The sequence below is a fragment of the Desulfurobacterium sp. TC5-1 genome (genome assembly GCF_000421485.1).
GTDB lineage: Bacteria > Aquificota > Aquificia > Desulfurobacteriales > Desulfurobacteriaceae > Desulfurobacterium_A.
In genome coordinates, this window is record NZ_ATXC01000001.1 from 1,277,780 (window position 1) to 1,300,833 (window position 23,054).

The following is a 23,054-nucleotide window of genomic DNA, read 5'->3' on the forward strand; positions in this document are numbered from 1 at the left end:
CAGTTAAAGCATTGAGCTTAACTCTTCAAGGATGTGTTCAACATCCTCTTTTCTTACCTCTTTTCTTGTGGCAAAGTCTTCAACCCTTCCGTTCAACCAGAAAAGATAGTTCGCCTCTTTGTAATCCTTTGAAATCTTGCCTCTCATTACTGGTCTAAAGTAACCAATAGGTCTTGACCAAAGGGTAACATCTTCAGAACCGCACCTTTCGCAGACCGTCTTTCTACCAACCATCTTATGACCACAGGTATTGCAGGTTGTTAAAAATGGTGTCTTTGTAAGGTACTGAATGGGAAAATTGTCAATTATGTTGAATATGAGTTTTTCCTGCTCTTCCGGTGTCATCTCCTCTGCTGTGAAAAGGTGAAATATACTTCCGCCGGTAGCGTAACTCTGAAAGTGTGAATTCACATCTATCTGCTTGAGCAAATCCCCTTCCTGAAACGGTGCCTGAAATCCCGACGTTAAGAACACCCTTTTATTTGCAGGATCACCATTTACACATATCTTCGGTGTAATTTTCTGAACTTTCTCCATCTCTTACCTCCCAACCGGTATATCAAATATGCGCTCTCCAAACTTCTCAAGCGCCCTATCTATAAATCTATTAAGTTCCGGATCCACTGAAATCTCCTTTTCCCTCTCTCCTGAAAGTACCTGAGCAATGGCATTTGCAAAAGCGATATCCTTTTCAGCCATTCTGCACGCTGCGTTTTCAGACGGCGCATACTCAAGAGAGTAGAGAACCTGATCTTTCTCCATAAACTCGTGAAGCTTCTTGTAGAGATACTGAGCTATCCTGTGCGCATACTCCTTTGCTTCATCGTTAAATAAACCGCCTTCAAAACCGGCATTAACCATGCCTTCATGTACACCAACAACGGAAAAGATGTTGAAGAGAGACTTATCATCCTTTTGATAGAAAGAAAGATATGGATATAGATCGTTCCAGTGTTTTTTAAGCCATGCTCTCTTCCTTTGAAGAGCCTTTGCACCGATATCCATCACGTAATCTATCATGGCCGTTAAAAAGTCAAAATCCTGCTTTGCAAGGAAGAGTAACCTGTTCATATTAATGGCATAAACACCTATACCGCCGACACCTGAACCGGAATGGAATGGGTTGGAACCTGTTACCGCTTCAACCTGTGAAATATCAAACAGCATACGGCAACAGTTACTGTAAATCATACCCTCATCAAAGGGCTTTATGTAAGGATTTTTCTTCTTGTAGATGGAATCTTTCATAAATGGTTCTGTCTTGTAATTCTGAACGTAGAATCCTCCAAAGTACTCTGACTCCTTCAACAGAAGCTTCCATGCAGGATTGTTCTTATCAAAATCGTCGGTTACATTAACCGTAATGAGCGGAAATGTAAAAGGATTTCCGTCTGCATCACCCCTCTTCATAGCTCTAATAAAAGCTTCATTTATCCTGTCAAAGTACTCTGAAGGAATCTCACCGTAGGTGTATGAGAGAAGTTCGCCTGCATATATAACAGGCTCATCTTTTAGCCTCGTGTTTGGCTTCGCAAAATCAAGGGTTATGTTTGAAAACGGTGAGTTTCCACTTCTAAACGGAAGGTTAATGTTGTAGAGAAATTCCTGCCAGATGTTTTCAAGTTCATAATCGGTGTATTTTTTCTTCCCCGTTTTCTCCATGTGATAGAGGTAACCTGCAGCAACGGTTGATATATCGTTAAGAGAAGTTGCACCTGAAACTTCCTGTGCAACGAGACATATCAGATTCGCACACTGCATAAAGAGTGTTTCCAGTCTCTTTGGAGGCGCCGCCCTCCTTTCGTTTTTCGCATTACTCCTTAAGCCGTAAAACGCTATATCTTTGGAAGAAAGACCAATACAGTAAGCGGAAAGCCTGTATGTCTGATGATGGTAAGCCCATCCCTCTTCATGATGAATTCTGACAGGAAGCCCGTCATATATAACATCAAAGAGGTAATCTTTCATTACGTCACCAACAACAACATGTTCAAGAGTGGGAATTCCTCTAACAAAGTTCGCATTGTTTCTGGCAATATCATCATTACCGATGAAAAGGTCAATAAGCCTGAAATACTTGTTCATTACGCCTCCACACTGTAAAAAGGATTAATTTGATAGGGAATCCCTGTTGACTCAGCAAAAGTTCTTATATCAGATAAGTCTTTCTCCGTTAATAAGGGATACCTAACAGTTCTTAATATAGTCAATTGAGAACCATTTTCAAGAGTGAATTTCTTAATTTTTTCAACAGATTTTTTTAAATTTTCAACATACCAGGATAATTTTTTATCATTTTCAAGTTTATTAGAAAATAAAATCTGTTTAAATCTCGCTTTTTCTTCATCAGAATAAACATCTTTTATCGGAATTTTAATATCTAAAGCAAATCCATCCACCATTTTATTCCTTATAAGCTCTTCTATTCTGTCAGGTAATGTTCCATTAGTATCTATCCTTACTGGAAAGTCTGCTTTCCTGATAAATTTTAAACCTTCCTCCAGTCTCTTTTCAAGAGTCGGCTCACCACCAGAGATAATTATCAGTTCAACGCCAAGGAGTTTTAGTTTATCAAGCTTCTCGGATAGTTTTTCATAAGAAATAAATCCTGAACGGCTGTCAAACGAGAGTTTGTTATGGCACTGAAAGCATTCAAGGTTGCACAGGGGTATGTACGTATAGAGAACGGCTGATTGAACACCTGGCTGATCCTTAAACGTAACCGGCGTCTCAACATCAAGGAAAGGGGAGAGAGGCATCACGCCTCCTCCCTCAATTCATGAGCAAGTGCAACGATGTTTCTTATTGCAGGAATACACTCTTCCCAGCGTCTTGTCTTAAGACCACAGTCAGGGTTAACCCAGAAGTTCTCCTTAGGAATAACCTTAAGCGCCCTCTCAACAATCGGCTTCATCTCTTCAACAGATGGAACGTATGGAGAGTGAATATCCCAGACACCAAGTCCTATCTGCCTGTCAAAGTTAACCTTCTCAAAGGCTTCTATGATATCACCTTTAGACCTTGAAGCTTCAATAGAAATAACATCAAAGTCCATAGCAAGAATATACTCAATTATTTCGCCAAACTCAGAGTAACACATGTGGGAATGAATCTGAGTTTCCGGTTTTGACCTGGCGTGGCAAACTCTAAAAGACTTAACAGCCCAGTCAAAGTACTCATCCCAGTTTCTCTTCTTAATAGGTGCCTTTTCTCTGAAAGCAGCTTCGTCAATCTGAACAATCTTAATACCTGCTTCCTCGTAATCGGCAATCTCGTCTCTAATAGCCAGAGCTATCTGGTAAGCAACCTCTGAAACCGGAATGTCTTCTCTACAGTAACTCCAGGCAATGATTGTAACAGGTCCTGTTAACATTCCTTTTACAGGCTTATCTGTGAGACTCTGGGCAAATGCTATCTCTTTAACGGTCATCGGCTCTGTTCTCTCAACATCACCAAAGATAATCGGCGGTCTGTAAGACCTTGTTCCGTAAGAAATAACCCATCCGTTACCTGTAGTTGCTATTCCTTCAAGCTTTTCCGCAAAGAATTCAACCATGTCACTCCTTTCAAACTCACCATGAACGAAAACATCTACACCAAGCTCTTCCTGAATCCTTATAGCCTTCGCAATTTCACCTTTTATAAACGTTTCATAATCCTGATCTGAAAGCTGACCCCTTCTGTTAAGAAGTCTCACCCTCCTTACCTCTTGAGTTTGAGGGAAGCTACCTATCGTAGTTGTCGGGAAGAGAGGAAGTTTTAATCTCTCTTGCTGAAGCTTAATCCTTTCTGCATAAGGAACAGGCTTATTGAAATCCGCCTCCGTAAGGTTTCTCACTCTTTCTCTTACACTCTCCCTTACACCAAAAGCTTTATCAATTCCTTCAATCCATGAACGTGCCTCATCTTCCTTACCTTCAACAACATCCGCTATAAGTTTAAGTTCGTTGAGCTTTTCTTCGGCAAAGGCAACCTTTGCAACAAGTTCAGGTGGCAACGTTGCGCCTTTAAGGTTTACAGGAAGGTGGAATAGTGGCGCAGCATTTGTAATAACAACATCGAACTTTTCTGACAGCTTCTTAATAATTTCCGCCTTTTTGAATATATCAGCTCTCCAGACATTTCTTCCATCAACTACACCAGCATAAAGCGTCTTTCCTTTAGGATCTACCTTTTCAAGCTGTGAAAGGTTCTCTCCCCTATCGTGGACAAGGTCAACGCCAACACCTGCAACAGGAAGATCAAAAACAAACTGAAGATTATCCACACTGTCGTAGTAGGTGAAAACGTTTATCTTGGCATCAACACCGTCAAAGGCTTTATAAGCTTCCTTTATGGCTTCAACTTCTCCGTCTGTAAGTTCCATAACAAAAGCGGGCTCGTCAAGGTGAACAGATTCAAAACCATTAGACTTAAAGTATTCAGCATACTTGACCGCTAATTTCTTTAAAAGTTCACCAAACTTTCCTTCAGGAAGGTTTTTGGAAAGTTTAAGCAGTGTAAACGGACCTATAAGATAAGCATTCTCTTTTATACCTTCGTGCTTGTTCCAGCCAAGTTTAAACTCTACCTCTTTACCTTCAAAATCGGGAACAAGGTAGTGATAGTTGGTGTTAAACCACTTGGTCATTTCAAGGGCATTCTTTCCACGGCAGAGGTTAAAGTACTCATCAAGGTTTTCTGCGCTGTAAATACCGAATATTAAAGCCGTATCAAAAAGGTTATCGTAAAAAGTCATCTCACCCTGTGGAAAGGCATCAACGTACTTTTTGTAAGTCTCCTCTCTCTTCTCATTAAGTTTCTTTATCCCCTGTCTGAGTTCTTCTTCTGTGAGCTTACCGGCCCAGTACCCCTCTATAAGTGTTTTAAACTCTCTCTGCTTTCCTAAGCGGGGAAAGCCGTAACCGTAGGTTTTTGCCATATTTCTCCTCCTGACATAAATAGATTTCATTAACGTTGGAGTTATTAATTCGGTAGATTGAATTTTATATCCCCTGACTTACAGGTGCAAGGAATGGTCTGGCTCAGTGAATCAGCTTTCCAATACGGAAAAGTCTTGGACGAAAATGAGTTGAATCCCAGGAAAAGAAAATAATTCTGGCAATTCCAACAATCTTATCTTTTTTGACAAATCCCCAGAATCTGCTATCGTAACTGTTGTTACGGTTGTCCCCCATCATAAAATACTCACCCGGCGGAACGGTAAAAACAGGGGTATTATCTCCTGCCGTTCCTGTTTTTAAAATGAAGTGATCCTTAAAAACGCCTTCTTTTACAGGTACTTCCTCATGAAACAGCTCTCCGGTGTACTTAATACCGTTTTCCTCGTAAGAGTAGGTGCCGGCCGGTGAATACTTCAGAGGTTTTCCGTTAATATAGACCCTACCGTTAATTACCTGAATCCTATCGCCGGGAACAGCCATTATACGCTTTATGTAGTAAACATCCTCATTCAGGGGAAAGTGGAAAACGACCACATCCCCCCTTTGCGGCTTTCTGAAATGGTAGGTAACTTTATCAACAAGGATAAAATCACCTATCTGAAGAGTTGGCTCCATGGAACCTGACGGAATGTGGAACGATTGAACTATAAATGTCCTTATAATCAAAGCTAAAACTATCGCAACGGCAAAAGATTTTATGTTTTCATAAAGTTTATTCTCGTCCAAAACACCTCTCCTTACAAATACTATTTTTAAACGGGACTAAATATAACACAAAATTATTCCACCTTTAAAACGGCAAGGAACGCTTCCTGTGGCACTTCCACTTTTCCGAGCATTTTCATCTTTTTCTTACCCTCTTTCTGCTTCTCCAGGAGCTTCTTCTTTCTGGTGATGTCTCCACCGTAACATTTGGCGAGAACGTCTTTTCTGAGAGCCTTAACATTTTCCCTTGCAATGATCTTGTTGCCTATTGCTGCCTGAATTGCAACCTCAAAGAGCTGCCTTGGGATAATCTCTTTTAACTTCTCAACAAGCTGACGTCCTCTTTTGTAAGCCTTGTCCCTGTGAACAATCACAGAAAGGGCATCTATCGGTTTACCATTTATGAGAATATCCAATTTAACAAGATCGGACGGTTTGTAACCTATAAGTTCATAATCAAACGATGCGTAGCCCCGGGAAACAGATTTTAGCTTATCAAAAAAGTCAAAAAGTATCTCCGACAGTGGCATGTCGTACTGAAGCTCTACTCTTGTTTGATCAAGATAGCTAAAGCCCTTCTGTTCTCCTCTCCTCTCCTGACAGAGCTGCATTATCGGACCGACATAATCAGCAGGCGTTATTATTGATGCTCTAATGTAAGGTTCCTCTATCTTCTCTATTTTCTCCTTAGGGGGCATTTCAGCAGGATTTTGAACATTAATGACCGTCCCATCTGTAAGCGTAACTTTGTAAATAACGCTCGGAGCCGTAGCTATGAGGTCAAGGCCGAACTCCCTTTCCAATCTTTCCTTTATAACTTCCATGTGGAGCAGTCCTAAAAATCCACAGCGAAAGCCAAAACCAAGAGCTGCAGAAGTTTCTGGCTCATAAAAAAGAGCTGCATCATTAAGCTTGAGCTTCTCAAGAGCCTCCTTCAAATCTTCATATCTGTCAGAATCAACAGGATAAAGACCGGCAAAGACCATTGGTTTTGCGGGCCTGAAACCTGGACATGGCTCTTCTGTAGGATTTTCAGCATCGGTAATCGTATCGCCAACCTGAGTATCTTCAATATTTTTAATATTTGCAGCTATATAGCCCACCTCACCGGGACCAAGTTCGTTGAGTTTTGTCATAAAGGGTGCCTGAGTACCAACCTCAACAACTTCAAACTCTTTGTTGTTAGACATAAGCTTTATCTTCATCCCCGGCTTTATAACACCATCGTAAACCCTGATAAATGGGATAACACCTCTATAGTTGTCGTAATAAGAGTCAAAAATCAGCGCCTTTAACGGTTTATCTCTGTCTCCTGAAGGGGGAGGAACCCTTTTCACAATGGCTTCAAGAATCTCCTTTATTCCTATTCCCTCTTTAGCACTGGCAAGAATTGCATCTTCGCTGTCAAGTCCTAAAACCTCTTCTATCTGCTCTTTAACCCATTCCACATTGGCAGAAGGAAGGTCTATCTTGTTAATAACTGGAATAATCTCCAGATTTGCTTCTAAGGCCAGGAAAAAGTTTGCAATCGTTTGAGCCTCTATCCCTTGAGTCGCATCAACAACAAGCAGAGCCCCTTCACAGGCTGAAAGACTCCTTGAAACTTCATAAGAAAAGTCAACGTGCCCCGGCGTATCTATAAGGTGCATAACGTAATCTTTTCCATCGTCGGCGTGGTAGTTCATCCTGACTGCGTTGAGTTTAATGGTAATTCCTCTTTCCCTTTCAAGGTCAAGAGAATCAAGAAACTGTTCCTTCATCTCCCTCTTTGAAACTGTTCCTGTATATTCAAGCAGCCTATCCGCGAGCGTCGATTTTCCGTGATCTATATGAGCAATGATGCAGAAGTTCCTTATCCTGCCTCTTTCCATATTCTCTCCCTGAAGCTGTGTTTAAAAGAAATATATTCTATAGAAAAGCGAAGGAAAGAAAAATTGACACAAACCGTTAAATTAACAAAATAAGGTATAATTAAGCTGCAATTTCATCCGATACCATCAAAGTATGGAGACCTTTATGGAAAAAGAACCTAAAGAACAGTTTCAACCACAGCCTTACTATATAGAGGATGACGAAATTGACCTTTACGAATTATATCTAACATTAAAAAAGAGAAAAAAAATCGTCTGGGGAATAACCGGACTATTTACGCTGGTAGCCTTAATTTTATGCTTCGTACTTCCAAAAACATACAGAACAGAAATAACACTCATGCCTTTGGGAGGCGAAAGCAAGGGAGGTTTAAGCTCCCTCCTCTCCTCACTTCCAATATCACTTCCCGGAATGTCACAATCAGGCATAACCGTAGAATCAATCCTTAAAAGTCGCATCCTAAAAGAACAGATAATAGAAGATTTAAACCTTTTACCCCTTCTCTTCCCCGATGAATGGGATAATGAAACAAAAACATGGAAGCTGGATGAGGACGAAAAGCCACCAACGCTTATAGACGGCGCAAAGGCTCTTGACGACCTTATCTCTGTATCTACAGATAAAACAACCGGAGTAATAACTGTTGATGTGGACTTTAAAAACGACCCTGAAATAGCCTATAAAATTGCAGAAGACCTATTAAACGCCACAAACAAAATTCTTGAAGAGAAAACCTTTACAGTATCAAAAAAATACAGGGAATACCTCGGTAAGCAACTGCAGGAAGTAAAAAGCAGGCTCGAGAAGCTTCAGAGGATATATGCCAAATTTACACAGGGAAAGATAAAAGAGATCCCCATGCTGTCATTTGACAACAACACCATTAATAACGGCAAGAAAGAGGGCAGGCTTATCGCGGAAAGAGAAAAGATAAAAGCTGTTTTAGAAAGGGAAGAGCTTTCTCCTCAAGATAGGAAAAAACTTCAGGATAAATTAAATGAGATAGAAGCAAAAATAAAAAAACTGAAGACCGCCAGCACCTTTGTATCCGTTCCAAACTATCAATTCAATCTGATAAGGCTCAAGACAGAACTTGCAATAACACAGGGACTCTACCAATCCCTTGTTCAGGAATATGAACTTGCAAAAGCACAGGAGATGAGAGACCAAATTGCATTTCAGGTTATAGACCCCCCTTACATCCCGGAAAAACCTTACAAACCCAAGAAAGCACTCATGGTAATCGTGGGATTAATATCCGGTCTCTTTATCGGTATATTTGCCGCATTTTTCAAAGAGTGGTTAGATAATGTAAAAGAAAGGCATAAAGCGGAGGAAAACGGATGAGAAAATATATATCCCTTTTAACCATAATCGCCCTCTCAGTTACATACATTCCTGAAACGCTCGCTGAAACGGTATCGGCGCCCTCAACATCAGGAACAAACATCCTTATCCAAAATCAACAAACGGGAACGATAACAGGTTCAACCTCATCCCTTCCTGGAATGGAAGCTGGAAGCCCTCTATCTTCAGGGACAGAATCAAATACTGTTGAAACGGCACCCTCCACCGAAACCTCACCTGTTGAAACAACAAATCCGGAAACAGAGATAAGCTCTCAAATAGAAGAAAAGATAAAAAGCCTAACCGAAACAGCTAAATCTGCTACCTTTACCGGTGAAGCAAGTCCCATAGAGGCCGGATTCTATACGAGAACAAAAACTTTAGGAATAAAACTAAAACAGTTCGGATACAACTTCTTCGTAGGGAAGAAATTGCCGGCTTTAAACATTCCCGTTGATAAAACCTACGTACTCGGGCCGGGTGATGAACTCTTTTTATATGTAATAGGAAACCCTCCCAACATTGACATATCCCAGATAACGAAACTTGTCGTTGATAGAGAGGGAAAAATCTATATTCCCGGATTTGGCGTCTTTTATGTCTGGGGAAAAACGTTAGGTGAAGCTGAATCGCTTATATCAAAAGCTTTGGGAGTTAACATAAAACTCACCGTTGGAAGACTCAGAACGTTCCCCGTTTACGTTTCCGGAGAAGTCAGAAATCCAGGTGCCGTTATAGCAACAGGTGCAAACACTGTAATCGATGCCATAATAATGGCCGGCGGTGTAAAAGGAACAGGAAGCCTGCGAAACATCATAGTAAGAAGAACAACACCAAACGGCGTAAAAACAATCCACATAGACTTTTACAGGCTTCTCCTTAAAGGAGAACCCATAAACATGAGGCTTAAAGATGGAGACGTGATTTTTATACCTCCAATTAAAAAGGTTGCAGGAATCGGCGGCGGTGTAAGAAGACCGGCAATTTACGAATTGAAAGGTAACGAAACATTAAAGGATCTTATAAAGATGGCAGGCGGAGTTCTTCCATCCGCCTATAAATATAAAGTTGTCATTCAGCGCTATAAAAATAACGAATTCCTTGAAGTTATCGAAGGTTCCCTTTCAGATAAAAAATTTATTTCCCAACCCCTCCACAGCGGCGATTTAGTGGTTATCAAAAAGGTTATTTCCGTTCCTCAAAACGCAGTAATGGTTGATGGATACACGGCCTATCCGGGACTTTATGAGTATAAACCAGGAATGAAGCTTTCAGATATCCTGAAGCCGGATATGTTTCTCCTTGACACAAACATGAAATTTGGTCTTATCCTGCGCCAGTATCCTCCGGGAACACCACCTGAATATATAACATTTGCACCTGAGGACATCGTAAATGGCAACAAAGACATCCCTCTTATGCCAAGTGATACGGTTTATCTGTACAGGTTCGGGACAACAAAAAAAGTTGATTTTGATAAAGTAAAAGATGCCTTTGTCGTGGAAGGGGAGATAAAATATCCCGGCGTTTATGCTTACAGAAAAGGCATGAAGCTCTCAGAACTCCTAACACCCGACATGATTTCGATAAATACAAATCTTCATTATGCAGAAATCGACAGAAGAGACCCGGAAACCCTCGACATAAAAGAGATAAAAGAGTTTGCACCCATAGACATTCTAAACCACAAAACCGACATTGAAATAAAACCTCTTGACGTTATAAAGTTCTATCCAAAGTTTGTCTTTTCACCAATAAAGGTTTCCGGTGCTGTTAAAAACCCCCACTTTATTCCATATCACAGGGGGATGAAACTCTCTGATGCACTTTCCGGGATAGAATTTACAAAAGACATTAAAAAACTAAAAGCCGACATCTACAGAGAACTATCCAGAAATGCAAAAAGCGCCTCCGCTCTTGAAAAGGCACAGAATATAAAAGTTCAGGCAGAAAGTGGTGCTGAAACGATAAAGAGCAATATAACTTCCGTTTACCTATACAATCTCCTTATGAAACACGATACAGACGCCAACATAACACTGAATCCCGGCGACAGAATTGTCATAAGAGAGATTGCACCTGACGAAATCGTTGAAAAGGTTTCTGTATCTGGATATGTGAGAAATCCCGGAACATTTAAGATAACGTCAAAGACAACTCTTTACGACGTTTTAAAAGCTGCCGGTGGATTTAGAGAAAACGCATATCCAAGAGGCATTATAATTCTCAGAAACTCTGTCCGGACAATGGAAAAAGAGAGACTTTCAAAGGCTATTTTGCAGATGAGACAGGAACTTGAAAAGGAACAGGCAGGCATTATGCAGGCTGATCTATCCCAGCAGGAGCTTGCAGCAAGGCAGAGTGCCTTTGAATCAAAGAGAAAGCTCCTTGAGCTTATGGAAAAAACTCAGGTTTCAGGAAGAATAACGGGCATTGTTATTCCTGAAGATTTGGAAAAACTTAAAAATTCTCCTTACAACATCCTCCTTGAAGACGGCGACCAGATTATAGTTCCTAAAAAGCCGTCAAGCGTCTTAGTGTTCGGTGAAGTTTACAATCCCGGTGCTATCGTTTACCAGAAAGGAATGACAGTTAAAGACTACCTCAAACTCTGTGGTGGTCTAACAAAAGACGCTGACAGAGAAAACATTTTCGTAATAAAGGCGGACGGAACAACACTATCCTCAGACAGGAAATTCTCCTTTATAACATGGAACACCCGTGAGAGACGATTCCTATGGGGAACTCCGGAAGAGGAGATACTGAACTACGAACTGCAACCGGGCGACGCCGTGATTGTTCCGACAAAGATACACGTTCCAACAATGTGGCGGCCGCTGATAAGGGATGTAATCCAGATAATCTACCAGTCAGCTCTGACAGTTTACACAATTACACACATCTAAGCAGAGAGAGGAAGGATGAAAAAGGTTATAGCATATACAGCAATTGCCATCCTGAGCTTCACGCCGGCTTACAGCTATACGGACCCGATAAATGTATCCGGAATAACAGGCTACATATTCACACCATCAGCGTACATACAGCCTGAAAAGAGCATAACCGCAGGAGCAACTATAACCGACGGATTTAAAAATATCTTCCTCTCATCAGTCCCTTTTCCGGGATTAGAAGCAGGTATAAGTTACGACTTTGAAGACAGCGACAACAAAAACCTTCACATAAAGTATCAGTTTCTTCCCGAGACAGAAGCTCTTCCGGCGATAGCCTTTGGGACAGACATAAACGGCGATTCCACTCTCCATGGAAATTATGTCGTGGTCAGCAAATACTTTGACATTCCCGTTCCTCAAACCATTACGATAGGTTACGGAAGCGATTTCTACAACGGATTCTTTGCAGGAAGTGAACTTCTGATACATCCAAAGCTAACATTTGTAACAGAATACATAGAACCTGACAGAAAAGACCTTAACGCTTTAAACATTAAACCTGTCATTCACACAAACTTTAGCTTAAAAGTGATGCCTATCAACAATCTTCAGATAACCCTTTATTACAACTTCGGAAGGGAAGCCGGCGTTAATTTAAATTGCTCCATTAAATTTTAAAAGAGGAAATAATGAAGGTAGCGGTCACCGGCGGAGCCGGATACATAGGAAGCCATACCGTTAAACTTCTAAGAGAGAACGGCAATAAAGTTTTAGTGATAGATAATCTCTACAACGGTCACCAGGAAGCAGTACCGGACGATGTAACGTTCATAAAGTGCGACATAAGGAATACAGAAAACCTTAAAACAATCTTTAATGAGTTTAAACCTGAAGCAGTTATCCACTTTGCAGCGTTTATAGAAGTGGGAGAATCGACAAAAAATCCACTTGCCTTTTACATTAATAACGTCTCGGGAACACTTTCCCTTCTATCTGCAATGGAACAAACAGCTGTAAACAGAATAATATTTTCTTCCACCGCAGCTGTCTATGGAAATCCGAAAACCGTTCCCATCCCGGAAACAGAACCGGTAAAACCGATTAACCCTTACGGTCAAACGAAAGCCTGCGTTGAAAAAGCCCTAAAGGACATATCTCAATTTGACAACCTGAGCTATGTCTCACTGAGATACTTTAACGCTGCGGGAGCCGACCCTTCCGGTCTCATAGGTGAATCCCACAACCCGGAAACACACCTTATCCCACTTGTTCTTAAAACGGCAAAAGGTGAAAGAGAACAGATATCCATATTTGGAACAGACTATCCAACACCCGATGGTACCTGTATAAGAGATTACATCCACGTAAACGACCTTGCGAAGGCGCACCTTTTAGCTCTTGAATATCTCATGAGCGGCGGAAAGAGTGACATATTTAACTGTGGATACGGAAAAGGCTACTCTGTAAGAGAAATTATAGAGACGGCAAAAAAGGTTACAGGAAGGAATTTTAAAGTTATTGAAGAAGAAAGGCGGCAGGGAGACCCGGCTGTGCTTGTTGCAGATTCCAGCAAGCTTAGAAAAATACTCAACTGGAATCCGGAGTTTGACGACCTTGAATTCATCATAAAAACCGCCTGGAATTGGGAACTTAATAGAAGGTTTTAAAGATGAAAAAAGGTGTACTTTTTTTCTCCGCTTTACTTTTAGCCTCTTCACTAAATGTCAGAGCAGAAACGGGATGGCTCAAAAAGAGGAGAAAAGGTCTTATCTATTTTAAACCTTTCGTCACCGTTACATCACCAGATACTGTTGTAATATTCATAACACCTGAAGGAAAAGTGTACAGAGGAACATGCAGGAAAAAAACCTTCTTACGCACCTGCAGGGTTACACCCGGGAAACGGTTTGACTCTCCATACGCAGAAATAAGATATATTGTCCTCAAAATCTCACCACCAGAAGCTCCAGAGATTCTCAAAACAGGTATCGTGAAAGAAAAGATAAAAGGTGAATAAAATTTCAGAAATTTCCGCTCTATTTATTGACAGAAACTGCTAAAGTCCTATATTATTCACCTGCAAGTTTAGATGTGCCGGCTTAGCTCAGCTGGCTAGAGCGGGTGACTTGTAATCACCAGGTCGGGGGTTCGACTCCCTCAGCCGGCACCATAATCCCCTGGAGGGGTGGCCGAGCGGTCAAAGGCAGTGGACTGTAAATCCACCGGCTGACGCCTACGCAGGTTCGAATCCTGCCCCCTCCACCATCAGGCGGGCGTAGCTCAGCTGGCTAGAGCATCAGCCTTCCAAGCTGAGGGTCGCGGGTTCGAATCCCGTCGCCCGCTCCATTATCTACAAAACAAACTTCCCACTATCAATAACAGTTTTCTCTTCTCCAGAGTTTAACTCGACTACAAGTGTCGGTTTTTCAACGATAAAATCTATATGAACGTTTGCCCTTACATTTCCGCCAAAGGCGCTGTTATCTCCAACAGCTATGTGACAGGTTCCAAGAATCTTTTCACCTTCAAGTATATTGTCAAATCTGACAGCCGCTTCATTGGTACCAATACCAAGCTCAGCAACGTTTCTGTTCTCTTCTCCCTTTTCAAAGATGGCATTCAGGTATTCAACAAGCTTTTTATCACCGGAAACCGCAACAACCCTCCCATTTTCAACAAAAAACTTTGCAGGTTCTTCTAACTTTCTGTCAGGTGCCCAGTTTGTAACAAAAACACCCTCCGCACTTCCTTCAACAGGCGCTATAAACGCTTCACCCGCAGGTAAATTTCCAAAATTACCAGGGGAACATATCCTTCCAGTATCTGCTATACCTTCCCTACCAGCTATATCCATAACAAGATCCGTTCCGGCATCAGAAACTATGCGTACCCTTTTTCCGGAAGAAAGAATCTCTGCGGCAGCAACGCTTCTCCTTTCCACCTCTTTCCAGTCTGCCTGCATAGACGTGTAGAACATAAACTCTTCAAACAGAGGCATACTGGCAAACCTTGAGCCAAAATGGTTACACAACTTTCTAAAAAGGGTATGGCTTACGGAATCTTTATTGACGGCCACAAGAACTTCAGGGATTGGTGTACCTTCAAGAATTTTTACTATCTCTTCCTCTTCTCTATCTCCTATCGCTTTCTTGAGAACCTTTTCAAATAGACCTGCTGACTTTAATTCTTCAACTGCCTTTTTTCCAAAGGTAGCTATCCAGACATCCTCCGGCGGTTCAATGCCGTGCCTTCCGGTTGGAAGATACGTAAAATGAACAGCCTTAAGGACATAGTTCTTTAAAACGTTAAACATTCTACATCCTATAGACGCTTTTTCCGTATCAGTGATTATCAGCAGTTTTTCTCCACTTTTTAAACATAGGTTCTCTTCTGCCATTTTTTTTAGGGCAGCATCAACCTCACCATCCTTAAAATCCGCAACACCCATCCTTTCACCCCCTATCTCATAGGAAGTTTTTTCTCAACCTGAGAAATTACAGAAAGATTAACCTCCGCACAGATAACAGATTCACCATCACCGGCTTCCGAAAGGATTCTTCCCCAGGGATCAACAACGGCAGAAAATCCGGCCATTTCCCCGACACCGTTTGAAGCCACTATAAATCTCTGATTTTCAACAGCCCTGGCTCTTAAGAGAACCCTCCAGTGCTCTCGCCGCGCCTTTCCCCACTGGGCAGAAACGGTAAAAATCTGAGCACCTTTCTGTTTTAAGTAGAGAAAAAGTTCAGGAAAACGAAGTTCAAAACAGATAAGGGGTGCCACAATACCACAGCAGGTTTCGGCTACTTTTAAATCATCAGGAATCAGTCCCGGAACAAAATATCTATCCTCATCAAAAGGTGAAAACAGCTTTATCTTCGGTCTCGAAAGAACCTCTTTTCCTCTATCAACAACTTTCACAACGTTATAAAATTTACCGTTAACTTTTTCAATAATGGTAAACACAAAAACCGATGTAAAAGCTTCAGAAAACATCTTTAGAGAGTCAAAAACCGAAACGGAAAATTCAGCAGCTCTATCAAGATTTCCATAATCAAATCCCGTAGGAAAGACCTCCGGGAAAACAACTATAGATGACGAAGAAGTAAAGTTAAGAAAGGTAAGAGCTCTATTCCAATTTCTCTCATACTCTCCAGCAACCGTCTCAAATTGAACAGAGTAAGTTCTCACAGGCGCCTCTTGTAGATTCTTCTCTCTGGTATAACACCCCTGACACCGCCGGTGGGATCATCAATATCACCCTCATACCTTGGTATAAGGTGAACATGAAGGTGAAATATCGTTTGACCGGCAGCCTTACCTATATTTATACCAATATTGTAACCATCAGGATGGAAGTTGGCATCAAGCAGCTTTTTCCCCTCTTCTATCAATTCCAGAATAGATTCTCTCTCCTCTTTTGTAATATCAAACCAGCTACTAACATGTCTTTTCGGAATAATAAGCATGTGACCCGGCGTTACAGGATACCTGTCAAAGATGGCAAAACTGTACTCGTTTGAAAGAACAACTGGTAACTCTTCCCTCCTGCAAAACGGACAATCCATTATTTCCTCTTATAGGGTTTTGGTAAAATAGATTATAAAGAGTTCTAACCAAGAGGTAAACATGAAAAAAGTTTTATCCATCATAATCGGTATTTTATGTCTAACTTTTTCCCCTGCACAGGCAGGATACCGTTCAATGTACGAATTTAACAGAACATACATGTCCGGCAGAAAATCCTTTGTAATTATTGGCTATTCAGCAAGTAGCGAACCTGCATTTGACAACTGTAGAAACATTGAAGTGGGCGTACTAACCTACAGAAACTACCTCCGCCACGGATACAGCTTTCTCTTTGGCTGGAAAAGTCTTGAAAGTGATGGAATCCGGAAAGTTGACTTCACATACAATTTTATCCTTCAATTTCCATTCATAGGTGCAAACAGACAAATCATAGCTGTCGGCAACAGTTTCACACTCGTTCCATTTTTCGGCATAGGAATAGGTGCCGGTGCAAGGACAGATAACTTCCCTGACTTATATAAGTTCAGCGATACCGGAGACTGGTTTAGGGATACATTGGAAAATTATGTAGTCGCAAGAATAAAAACGGGATTTGACCTTACCGTTGCACCGGGATTGGCATTTCAATTTATGTACTCCAAAAACCTTACGATGGACAAAGCTTCAACCGTATGGGCAGGGATAAATGTTGACTTTTAAAATACAGGTATTCTTCCAAAAGGTGCTATGGAACCAATTGTTAAATCTTACCCATGGTTAAAGAGAAAAAGAGCTTACTACATCTGGCTAAAAACTGCAGGTGCACTAATAGCGAAGTTAGGACGCCTTCAGGTAGAAGGAGAGGAAAACATACCTGAAGAGGGTCCTGTTCTTGTCGTTTCAAACCACAGAAGTTTTGTTGATCCTCCCCTTGTAGCTTACGCCGTTATGAAAAGGCCTGTCTTTTTTATGGCAAAAGAAGAGCTTTTTAAAACGCCTATTCTCTCCAGCCTGATAAAGCACTGGGGAAACGGCTTCCCCGTTAAAAGGGGAAGTTCAGACCTAAAAGCTCTTAAAACTGCTCTTGCTGTCCTTAAAAAAGGTGAACTTCTTGCCATATTCCCTGAAGGAACAAGAGCACCAACCGGAAAGTTTCTAAAGCCCAAAATAGGCGCAGGAATGATAGCTGTAAAGGCAAACGTTCCTGTTGTGCCGTGCTTAATAACCGGTAGTGAGAACCTTCTTCCAAAAGGGGCAAAATTTTTAAGGCCGGCAAATGTTAAAATCAAGTTTGGAAAACCTTTTAAACTCAACCTTGAAGATAAAAAAGAGAACTACGTTAAAGCGGCAGACATAATGATGGAAAAGATAAAGGAGCTTGCAGGTTGAAAATCGTAATTGCAAACAGTGCCGGCTTCTGCTGGGGTGTTAAAAGAGCGGTTAATATGGCCATTGAAGCTGCAAAAGAAAAGGGCATTGTGTATTCTTTAGGTGAACTTATACACAATCCTCAAGAAATAAAAAGGTTAGAAAACTTAGGGGTAAAAAAGATAGACTCTGTTGATGAAATAATTCCGAAAACAACTGTAATTATAAGGTCCCACGGTGTTCCACCAAAAATTATAGAAGCTTTAAAAGAAAAAAGTGTTGAAATAATTGACGCCACATGCCCATTTGTTAAAGCCATTCAGGATAAAGCTGTCTCTCTTGAAAAAGAGCACTTTCCGGTATGTATCCTTGGAAATAGTAAACATCCAGAAGTAATAGGTATCGCCGGTCACGTAAAAGAGCCCTTAATTCTTGAAACCGTGGAAGATGTCGAAAAGCTTCCTGAAATGCCAAAGTTAGGTGTTGTATGCCAGACCACTCTTAATTCAGAATTTCTCTCATTAGCAACATCCATCCTTGTTCAAAAGATAAAAGAGATAAAAATTTACAATACGATATGTAAGGCAACAAAGGTTCGCCAGGAAGAGGCGAGAAAGTTGGCTCATGAAGTTGACCTCATGATAATAATAGGCGGGAAAAATAGCTCAAACACAACAAAACTCTACCTCATATCAAAAAAGGTAAACCCAAACAGCTTTCACATCGAATCGGCAGATGAAATAAAAAAAGAATGGTTCGATAATATAAACAGTGTAGGAATAACGGCAGGGGCATCCACACCTCAGTGGATCATTGAAGAAGTGGTGGGAAGGGTAGAGACCATTTCCAAAGGGGGACAGGCAGTTGAAAGAGGATTTTGCAAAACTACTTGAAGAATATTTTGAGAAGAGGGAAAAGAAAAACGACATAATAGAAGGAACAGTAATAAAAATAAACGGGAAAGACGTCTTCGTGGATTATGGGGGGAAGTCTGAAGGCATAGTGCCGGCAGATGAATTCGACAAAATACCCGCTGTTGGCGACAAGGTTGAGGTTTGTATCGTAGAACCTGAAACGGAAGACGGCTATGCCCTTTTATCCGTTTCAACTGTAAGGACACTTAAAAAGTGGGAAGAAACGGCCAATAGACTTGAAAAAGAAAAAATTGTTGAAGGAACAATAAGGCAGAGAGTAAGAGGCGGGTACAAGGTTGATATAGGAAACGGTATATTTGCATTCCTTCCCCTTTCTCAGGTAGATATTATCCCGGTAACAAGGCCGGATAACTGGTTAGAAAGAAAAATAAAAGCAAAAGTTCTTTCTATAGACAGAAAAAGACAGAGCATCGTCATATCAAGAAGGCAGCTTATAGAAGAAGAAAGGGCGAAAAAACGAAAGGAAATTATCGCACATTTAAAAGAAGGGAACATTGCTGAAGGAACGGTTAAAAATATTGTAGATTTCGGAATATTCGTCGATGTTAACGGTGTCGACGGTCTTATACATAAAAGCGACATTTCCTGGTCAGGCTTAAAATCACCCTTTGAAGTAACCTCAATAGGAAAAAAAATAAAGGTAAAAATTATAAAAATAGACAGAGAGAAAGAGCGGTTATTCCTCTCTATTAAACGTTTAACAGAAGACCCTTTTGAAAGAATAGACGAAATTATCAAACCGGGACAAACGGTAAAAGGAAAGGTTGTCAGAATCTCATCAAAAGGTATATTTATTGAACTACCGGAAGACATAGCCGGTTTTGTTCCTATAGAATCACTAAAAGGACGAAGGCTCCGTGAAAAGAAAACATACACATTTACGGTAGAAAGGATAGACGCAGACAAGAGGAGAGTTATACTGACATGCCAGGAAAAAGAACACCGGAAATAAAAAATAAGAAGGCTTTTTACGACTATGAAATACTTGAAAAGTATGAAGCCGGTATAGAACTGAAAGGAACAGAGGTAAAATCTCTGAGAGAAGGAAAAGCAAACCTTAGAGACTCCTTCGTCAGGATAGACAATAACGAAGCTTACCTCTTTAATGCATACATAGCCCCCTACACCCACGGGAATTTATTCAACCACGAACCTACAAGGCGAAGAAAGCTGCTGCTCCACAAAAGAGAAATAAAGAGACTTTTGGGAAAATCGCAGGAAAAGGGACTCACCATTGTTCCTCTTAGAATGTACTTTAATAAAAGAGGTAAGGTAAAAGTAGAAATTGCCCTTGCTAAAGGTAAAAAGCTCTACGACAAACGGGAAACAATAAAGAAAAGGGAACAGGAAAGAGAAGCACAGAAGGCGCTAAAATACTGGAGATAAGATGAAAGTCGTTGACGTAAGCAAAGGCAAGCAGAGAGAAATAAGCAAACTCATATTCAATACCGTAGTACCAAGACCTATAGCGTGGATAACGACCGTTTCTGCTGATGGTATCGTAAATCTTGCACCTTTTAGTTTCTACAACGCTATAACAACAAAACCACCTCTCCTTTTTGTATCTATTGGAAAGAGAAAAGATGGCACAGAAAAAGACACAGTCAGGAACATAAAAGAGACGGGAGAGTTCGTTATAAACGTCGTAACAGAAACTTTTTTAGAAGAGATGGTTAAAACGGGAGAAGATCTACCGCCAGAAGAGAGTGAAGTAGAAAAGTTCAACATAGAAACCGTTCCATCAACAAAAGTTAAGCCGCCTATCGTTAAAGGTGTACCAGCAGCTTTTGAGTGCATACTTAAAGAGATTCTTGAAATTGGCGATACGCCGATGAACGTTGTTATCGGTGAAGTGGTAGCAATACACTATATTGAAGAGATTATCAACTCCTCTAAAGGAATAGTCGGAAGGTTGGGCGGAAAAAGGTACACCATAATCAGCGATGAAGTAGAGCTTCGTTAGAGGTTTTCACGTACTCAACGCACTTTTCCCAATCCTCTTTGAAAAACTCTCTCACCTCATTCAGCTTTTCCTTTTCCGGCATAAAATCAACGTCCGGAACAAACCTATCAGGAATATACTTTGCAAGGTACAGGATAGGATACCTTATCGGATAAACAAAGAGATACTTTTTAAGCTTACTATCACCGGGAATAAGGTTAATGTATCTTGAAACAGCATATATAAACTTAAGCTGCTTTTCATTATAGGATGCATGTTTTTTTGAAAACCTTATCTTTTCTTTGTCGTACGCCGTGCCTGTATAGGCAGCTATCTTATCAAGAAAACTTTCAGGATTACTTCTCAATTCATCGTAGAGAAGAACAAGAGGTTTTCTTGTAAAATGGCTTTCAAGAAACTTTATCTTTTCATAAAAAAGCATGTGTTTTATTCTAAAAAATCCCGTATTGTTGAGGTTAAAAAACTCGTCAAAAGAAAATCTGTGACCGTTCTTTATAAACCGTTTATACTGAGAAAGAATCCACTCATCGTGTCTTCTGATAACCATAATGGCACCGGTATCTGGAAAGTCTGCCGAAAACCACTCTACCTCTTTTTCAAATTGACGGTCAAATTCTCTGGAAACTAAAAACTTCCCGCTTCCCGCACGCTTTATTATCTCTTTGCTCTTTTTGTAACGGGTCATATGTATATAATTGATGCCTTTCAGTGCAGGAAAGAAAACAAACTGAAGATACTTTGAACCTGTTTTTCCAAGACCAACGTGAAAATAGACTTCAACCATAAACAACTCCTTAAAGCCTGACCGTTACACCTCTTTTCTTTAGATACTCTTTCAATTCTCTTATAGTCATCTCTTTAAAGTGAAAGACAGAAGCAGCCAAAACAGCGTCCGCCTTACCCTTAACAAGCCCTTCGTAAAAGTGTTCCTTCGTTCCTGCTCCACCGGAAGCTATAACAGGAACAGAAACGGCATCTGAAATTGCCCTCGTTAACTCTATATCGTAACCGGCCTTCGTTCCATCCCTATCCATAGAGGTTAAAAGAATCTCACCAGCCCCAAGATCAACAACCCTTTTAGCCCACTCAACAGCGTCAATGCCTGTCGGCGTTCTTCCGCCGTGAATGTAAACCTCCCAGGAATCGCCACTTCTCCTTGCATCTATTGCAACAACGATACATTGAGAACCAAAAATCCTCGCCCCTTCAGAGATAAGTTCCGGATTTTTAACGGCTGCCGTGTTTATAGAAACCTTATCGGCACCGGCGTTCAGCAAATTCCTTATATCCTCCACAGTTCTTACACCACCACCAACGGTAAGAGGCATAAAGACGCATTCTGCCGTTCGCCTGACAACATCTATCATTATGGATCTTTTCTCGTAACTTGCCGTTATATCAAGAAATACAAGCTCATCAGCCCCCTGTTCATCGTAAACTTTAGCGTTTTCAACAGGGTCACCGGCATCTATGAGGTTTACAAAATTGACACCTTTAACAACTCTACCCTCTTTAACATCAAGACAGGGAATAATTCTTTTGGCAAGCATGGCAACCTCACAAAATCAAAGTGTTTCAAAAAACCACCTGAAAAACGGCTTCTTTATGGGATTTTCAACAGGGAAAATCTCAACCTTTTCACTTCCCTTCAGTATATCCCTTGCCTTCCGGGTGTAGATTGAATCGGGATACTTTGTTATCAGGGTTTTCAGGGTCTTTTCTCCCTCCTCCCTTTCCATCTCCGCCAGCTTCTGCCAGTTTTCAATATCATGAAGAATGATGGAAATTCTTCTATCCCGAACCTTTACTTCCTCATCTGTTTCTGCCTCTGCAAGCTTCTCTTTTTCAGCATCAAGTTGCTCTTTTAAATCTTCAATTTTCTCCCTCGCCTGAATAGGTATAAAGTACCGGGCCCTGCCTATCAAAAACAGAAGTTTGTCAGGCTCTTCCACATCACTGTAAAGATTTTGAACCTCTTCATATCTTTGAAGGGATGCTGTAAACTGGTGAAGCATATCGTAGGTTAACCCTATATAGACTATGTGTTCCGCCAGAATTTTCCTGCATTCTTTCCTGATCTCTTCCGCCTTTGATCTAAGAGGTGAGTCAGGATAAGTCTCTATAAACGTGTTTATGGCATCTAAAGCTCTCTTTGTAAAGGTTTGATCCCACTGAGGACCTTTAACCAACTGAAGGTAACACAGGGAAAGATTAAAAAGTGCCCTGTCAGCGAACTTTGAAGCAGGAAAAAGGTTCAAAAATTCTTTATACTCAAGGGCTGCATCGGTGTAGTTACCATTCTTAAAATAAGCATCAGCAAGCATTATCATTGCCTCTTCTTTCTGTGAAGGCGTAAGATCCTTGGAAAGAGCTTCCTTCAGATTGAGAATCGCTTCTTTCCAATTTTCCGATTTAACAGCTTCTGTTCCTTTATTAAAAAGCTCCTGTCCCGTCTGTACCCGCTTTACACAGCCAGATATGAGAATAAATGCCAGCAGCGGCAAAATCTTTTTCACAA

The 23,054-nt window shown here is 40.9% G+C and carries 23 protein-coding genes and 3 tRNA genes; 14 read left to right on the top strand and 12 right to left on the bottom strand.

Annotated elements, in window-relative coordinates:
* Positions 1 to 3 precede the first annotated feature (3 nt).
* The 6 genes from nrdD (H153_RS0106695) to lepA form a co-directional block, all read right to left on the bottom strand.
* Complete coding sequence (nrdD, locus tag H153_RS0106695) at positions 4 to 537, bottom strand: anaerobic ribonucleoside-triphosphate reductase (protein ID WP_027720069.1); 534 nt, start codon at positions 535 to 537, stop codon at positions 4 to 6.
* Between the two features lie 3 nt (positions 538 to 540).
* Positions 541 to 2,085 (bottom strand): anaerobic ribonucleoside-triphosphate reductase, encoded by a 1,545-nt coding sequence (gene nrdD / locus H153_RS0106700; RefSeq protein WP_027720070.1) that lies wholly within the window; start codon positions 2,083 to 2,085, stop codon positions 541 to 543.
* Positions 2,085 to 2,759, bottom strand: coding sequence for a radical SAM protein (locus tag H153_RS0106705; RefSeq protein WP_022847369.1), 675 nt, complete (start codon positions 2,757 to 2,759; stop codon positions 2,085 to 2,087). The genes nrdD (H153_RS0106700) and H153_RS0106705 overlap by 1 nt, the downstream gene beginning before the upstream one ends.
* Positions 2,759 to 4,921 carry a 5-methyltetrahydropteroyltriglutamate--homocysteine S-methyltransferase gene (gene metE / locus H153_RS0106710; RefSeq protein WP_022847370.1) on the bottom strand — a complete coding sequence of 721 codons (2,163 nt, stop codon included), beginning with the start codon at positions 4,919 to 4,921 and terminating at the stop codon, positions 2,759 to 2,761. The genes H153_RS0106705 and metE overlap by 1 nt, the downstream gene beginning before the upstream one ends.
* 103 nt (positions 4,922 to 5,024) lie before the next feature.
* On the bottom strand, positions 5,025 to 5,669 hold the full coding sequence (lepB, locus tag H153_RS0106715; protein ID WP_022847371.1) for a signal peptidase I: 645 nt from the start codon (positions 5,667 to 5,669) through the stop codon (positions 5,025 to 5,027).
* Positions 5,670 to 5,722: 53 nt separating this feature from the next.
* On the bottom strand, positions 5,723 to 7,519 hold the full coding sequence (gene lepA / locus H153_RS0106720; RefSeq protein ID WP_022847372.1) for a translation elongation factor 4: 1,797 nt from the start codon (positions 7,517 to 7,519) through the stop codon (positions 5,723 to 5,725).
* Between the two features lie 145 nt (positions 7,520 to 7,664).
* Between lepA and H153_RS0106725 the strand changes: the two genes are divergently transcribed.
* The 8 genes from H153_RS0106725 (at position 7,665) to H153_RS0106760 (ending at position 14,107) form a co-directional block, all read left to right on the top strand.
* On the top strand, positions 7,665 to 8,867 hold the full coding sequence (locus H153_RS0106725; RefSeq protein WP_022847373.1) for a Wzz/FepE/Etk N-terminal domain-containing protein: 1,203 nt from the start codon (positions 7,665 to 7,667) through the stop codon (positions 8,865 to 8,867).
* The gene (locus H153_RS0106730; RefSeq protein ID WP_022847374.1) at positions 8,864 to 11,773 is read left to right on the top strand and encodes an SLBB domain-containing protein; all 2,910 of its coding nucleotides are present in this window, start codon (positions 8,864 to 8,866) and stop codon (positions 11,771 to 11,773) included. The genes H153_RS0106725 and H153_RS0106730 overlap by 4 nt, the downstream gene beginning before the upstream one ends.
* Positions 11,774 to 11,788: 15 nt before the next feature.
* Entirely contained in the window at positions 11,789 to 12,439 is a 651-nt protein-coding gene (locus H153_RS09960; RefSeq protein WP_022847375.1) for a YjbH domain-containing protein, read from the top strand.
* Between the two features lie 11 nt (positions 12,440 to 12,450).
* Entirely contained in the window at positions 12,451 to 13,428 is a 978-nt protein-coding gene (gene galE, locus H153_RS0106740) for a UDP-glucose 4-epimerase GalE (RefSeq protein WP_022847376.1), read from the top strand.
* A gap of 2 nt (positions 13,429 to 13,430) precedes the next feature.
* Positions 13,431 to 13,778 carry a hypothetical protein gene (locus H153_RS0106745; RefSeq protein ID WP_022847377.1) on the top strand — a complete coding sequence of 116 codons (348 nt, stop codon included), beginning with the start codon at positions 13,431 to 13,433 and terminating at the stop codon, positions 13,776 to 13,778.
* A gap of 76 nt (positions 13,779 to 13,854) precedes the next feature.
* Positions 13,855 to 13,931: transfer RNA gene (locus H153_RS0106750), tRNA-Thr, on the top strand.
* Between the two features lie 9 nt (positions 13,932 to 13,940).
* A tRNA-Tyr gene (locus H153_RS0106755) sits at positions 13,941 to 14,026 on the top strand.
* A gap of 4 nt (positions 14,027 to 14,030) precedes the next feature.
* Positions 14,031 to 14,107, top strand: a tRNA-Gly gene (locus tag H153_RS0106760).
* Positions 14,108 to 14,111: 4 nt separating this feature from the next.
* Here the strand turns inward: H153_RS0106760 and H153_RS0106765 are convergent.
* From H153_RS0106765 to H153_RS0106775, 3 genes are read right to left on the bottom strand one after another with little or no spacing between them, the layout of a single operon-like run.
* Positions 14,112 to 15,209: an aminopeptidase gene (locus H153_RS0106765; protein ID WP_022847378.1), complete on the bottom strand. Its 1,098-nt coding sequence runs from the start codon at positions 15,207 to 15,209 to the stop codon at positions 14,112 to 14,114.
* A gap of 11 nt (positions 15,210 to 15,220) precedes the next feature.
* Positions 15,221 to 15,952 (bottom strand): nitrilase-related carbon-nitrogen hydrolase, encoded by a 732-nt coding sequence (locus H153_RS0106770; protein ID WP_022847379.1) that lies wholly within the window; start codon positions 15,950 to 15,952, stop codon positions 15,221 to 15,223.
* A complete protein-coding gene (locus tag H153_RS0106775; RefSeq protein WP_022847380.1) occupies positions 15,949 to 16,329 on the bottom strand; it encodes an HIT family protein in 381 nt (126 codons plus the stop codon). The genes H153_RS0106770 and H153_RS0106775 overlap by 4 nt, the downstream gene beginning before the upstream one ends.
* Positions 16,330 to 16,390: 61 nt before the next feature.
* On the opposite strand from H153_RS0106775, the gene H153_RS0106780 reads away from it, so the two are divergent.
* From H153_RS0106780 to H153_RS0106805, 6 genes are read left to right on the top strand one after another with little or no spacing between them, the layout of a single operon-like run.
* The gene (locus H153_RS0106780) at positions 16,391 to 16,990 is read left to right on the top strand and encodes a hypothetical protein (RefSeq protein WP_022847381.1); all 600 of its coding nucleotides are present in this window, start codon (positions 16,391 to 16,393) and stop codon (positions 16,988 to 16,990) included.
* Positions 16,991 to 17,017: 27 nt separating this feature from the next.
* Positions 17,018 to 17,659: a lysophospholipid acyltransferase family protein gene (locus H153_RS0106785; RefSeq protein ID WP_027720073.1), complete on the top strand. Its 642-nt coding sequence runs from the start codon at positions 17,018 to 17,020 to the stop codon at positions 17,657 to 17,659.
* Positions 17,656 to 18,531 carry a 4-hydroxy-3-methylbut-2-enyl diphosphate reductase gene (ispH, locus tag H153_RS0106790; protein WP_027720074.1) on the top strand — a complete coding sequence of 292 codons (876 nt, stop codon included), beginning with the start codon at positions 17,656 to 17,658 and terminating at the stop codon, positions 18,529 to 18,531. The genes H153_RS0106785 and ispH overlap by 4 nt, the downstream gene beginning before the upstream one ends.
* On the top strand, positions 18,503 to 19,525 hold the full coding sequence (locus H153_RS0106795; protein ID WP_022847383.1) for a S1 RNA-binding domain-containing protein: 1,023 nt from the start codon (positions 18,503 to 18,505) through the stop codon (positions 19,523 to 19,525). The genes ispH and H153_RS0106795 overlap by 29 nt, the downstream gene beginning before the upstream one ends.
* Positions 19,498 to 19,959, top strand: a complete 462-nt coding sequence (gene smpB, locus H153_RS0106800) for an SsrA-binding protein SmpB (protein ID WP_022847384.1) — start codon at positions 19,498 to 19,500, stop codon at positions 19,957 to 19,959. Before H153_RS0106795 ends, smpB begins: the two co-directional genes overlap by 28 nt.
* Position 19,960: 1 nt before the next feature.
* On the top strand, positions 19,961 to 20,536 hold the full coding sequence (locus H153_RS0106805) for a flavin reductase family protein (RefSeq protein WP_022847385.1): 576 nt from the start codon (positions 19,961 to 19,963) through the stop codon (positions 20,534 to 20,536).
* Here the strand turns inward: H153_RS0106805 and H153_RS0106810 are convergent.
* The 3 genes from H153_RS0106810 to bamD are packed head-to-tail and all read right to left on the bottom strand — an operon-like array spanning position 20,511 to position 23,052.
* Positions 20,511 to 21,320, bottom strand: a complete 810-nt coding sequence (locus H153_RS0106810; RefSeq protein WP_022847386.1) for a hypothetical protein — start codon at positions 21,318 to 21,320, stop codon at positions 20,511 to 20,513. The two genes, H153_RS0106805 and H153_RS0106810, sit on opposite strands and share 26 nt — an antisense overlap.
* 10 nt (positions 21,321 to 21,330) lie before the next feature.
* Complete coding sequence (hisF, locus tag H153_RS0106815) at positions 21,331 to 22,086, bottom strand: imidazole glycerol phosphate synthase subunit HisF (protein ID WP_022847387.1); 756 nt, start codon at positions 22,084 to 22,086, stop codon at positions 21,331 to 21,333.
* A 15-nt stretch (positions 22,087 to 22,101) separates the two neighbouring features.
* The gene (gene bamD / locus H153_RS0106820) at positions 22,102 to 23,052 is read right to left on the bottom strand and encodes an outer membrane protein assembly factor BamD (RefSeq protein ID WP_022847388.1); all 951 of its coding nucleotides are present in this window, start codon (positions 23,050 to 23,052) and stop codon (positions 22,102 to 22,104) included.
* Positions 23,053 to 23,054: the final 2 nt, after the last annotated feature.

Coding starts and splice junctions, on each gene's coding strand:
- galE (WP_022847376.1), top strand. CDS start 12,451: ATGAAGGTAGCGGTCACCGGCGGAGCCGGATACATAGGAAGCCATACC.
- H153_RS0106780 (WP_022847381.1), top strand. CDS start 16,391: ATGAAAAAAGTTTTATCCATCATAATCGGTATTTTATGTCTAACTTTT.
- H153_RS0106805 (WP_022847385.1), top strand. CDS start 19,961: ATGAAAGTCGTTGACGTAAGCAAAGGCAAGCAGAGAGAAATAAGCAAA.
- hisF (WP_022847387.1), bottom strand. CDS start 22,086: ATGCTTGCCAAAAGAATTATTCCCTGTCTTGATGTTAAAGAGGGTAGA.
- H153_RS0106745 (WP_022847377.1), top strand. CDS start 13,431: ATGAAAAAAGGTGTACTTTTTTTCTCCGCTTTACTTTTAGCCTCTTCA.
- H153_RS0106705 (WP_022847369.1), bottom strand. CDS start 2,759: ATGCCTCTCTCCCCTTTCCTTGATGTTGAGACGCCGGTTACGTTTAAG.
- H153_RS09960 (WP_022847375.1), top strand. CDS start 11,789: ATGAAAAAGGTTATAGCATATACAGCAATTGCCATCCTGAGCTTCACG.
- H153_RS0106765 (WP_022847378.1), bottom strand. CDS start 15,209: ATGGGTGTTGCGGATTTTAAGGATGGTGAGGTTGATGCTGCCCTAAAA.
- nrdD (WP_027720070.1), bottom strand. CDS start 2,085: ATGAACAAGTATTTCAGGCTTATTGACCTTTTCATCGGTAATGATGAT.
- nrdD (WP_027720069.1), bottom strand. CDS start 537: ATGGAGAAAGTTCAGAAAATTACACCGAAGATATGTGTAAATGGTGAT.
- H153_RS0106725 (WP_022847373.1), top strand. CDS start 7,665: ATGGAAAAAGAACCTAAAGAACAGTTTCAACCACAGCCTTACTATATA.
- H153_RS0106775 (WP_022847380.1), bottom strand. CDS start 16,329: ATGGATTGTCCGTTTTGCAGGAGGGAAGAGTTACCAGTTGTTCTTTCA.
- H153_RS0106730 (WP_022847374.1), top strand. CDS start 8,864: ATGAGAAAATATATATCCCTTTTAACCATAATCGCCCTCTCAGTTACA.
- metE (WP_022847370.1), bottom strand. CDS start 4,921: ATGGCAAAAACCTACGGTTACGGCTTTCCCCGCTTAGGAAAGCAGAGA.
- H153_RS0106810 (WP_022847386.1), bottom strand. CDS start 21,320: ATGGTTGAAGTCTATTTTCACGTTGGTCTTGGAAAAACAGGTTCAAAG.
- lepA (WP_022847372.1), bottom strand. CDS start 7,519: ATGGAAAGAGGCAGGATAAGGAACTTCTGCATCATTGCTCATATAGAT.
- H153_RS0106785 (WP_027720073.1), top strand. CDS start 17,018: ATGGAACCAATTGTTAAATCTTACCCATGGTTAAAGAGAAAAAGAGCT.
- smpB (WP_022847384.1), top strand. CDS start 19,498: ATGCCAGGAAAAAGAACACCGGAAATAAAAAATAAGAAGGCTTTTTAC.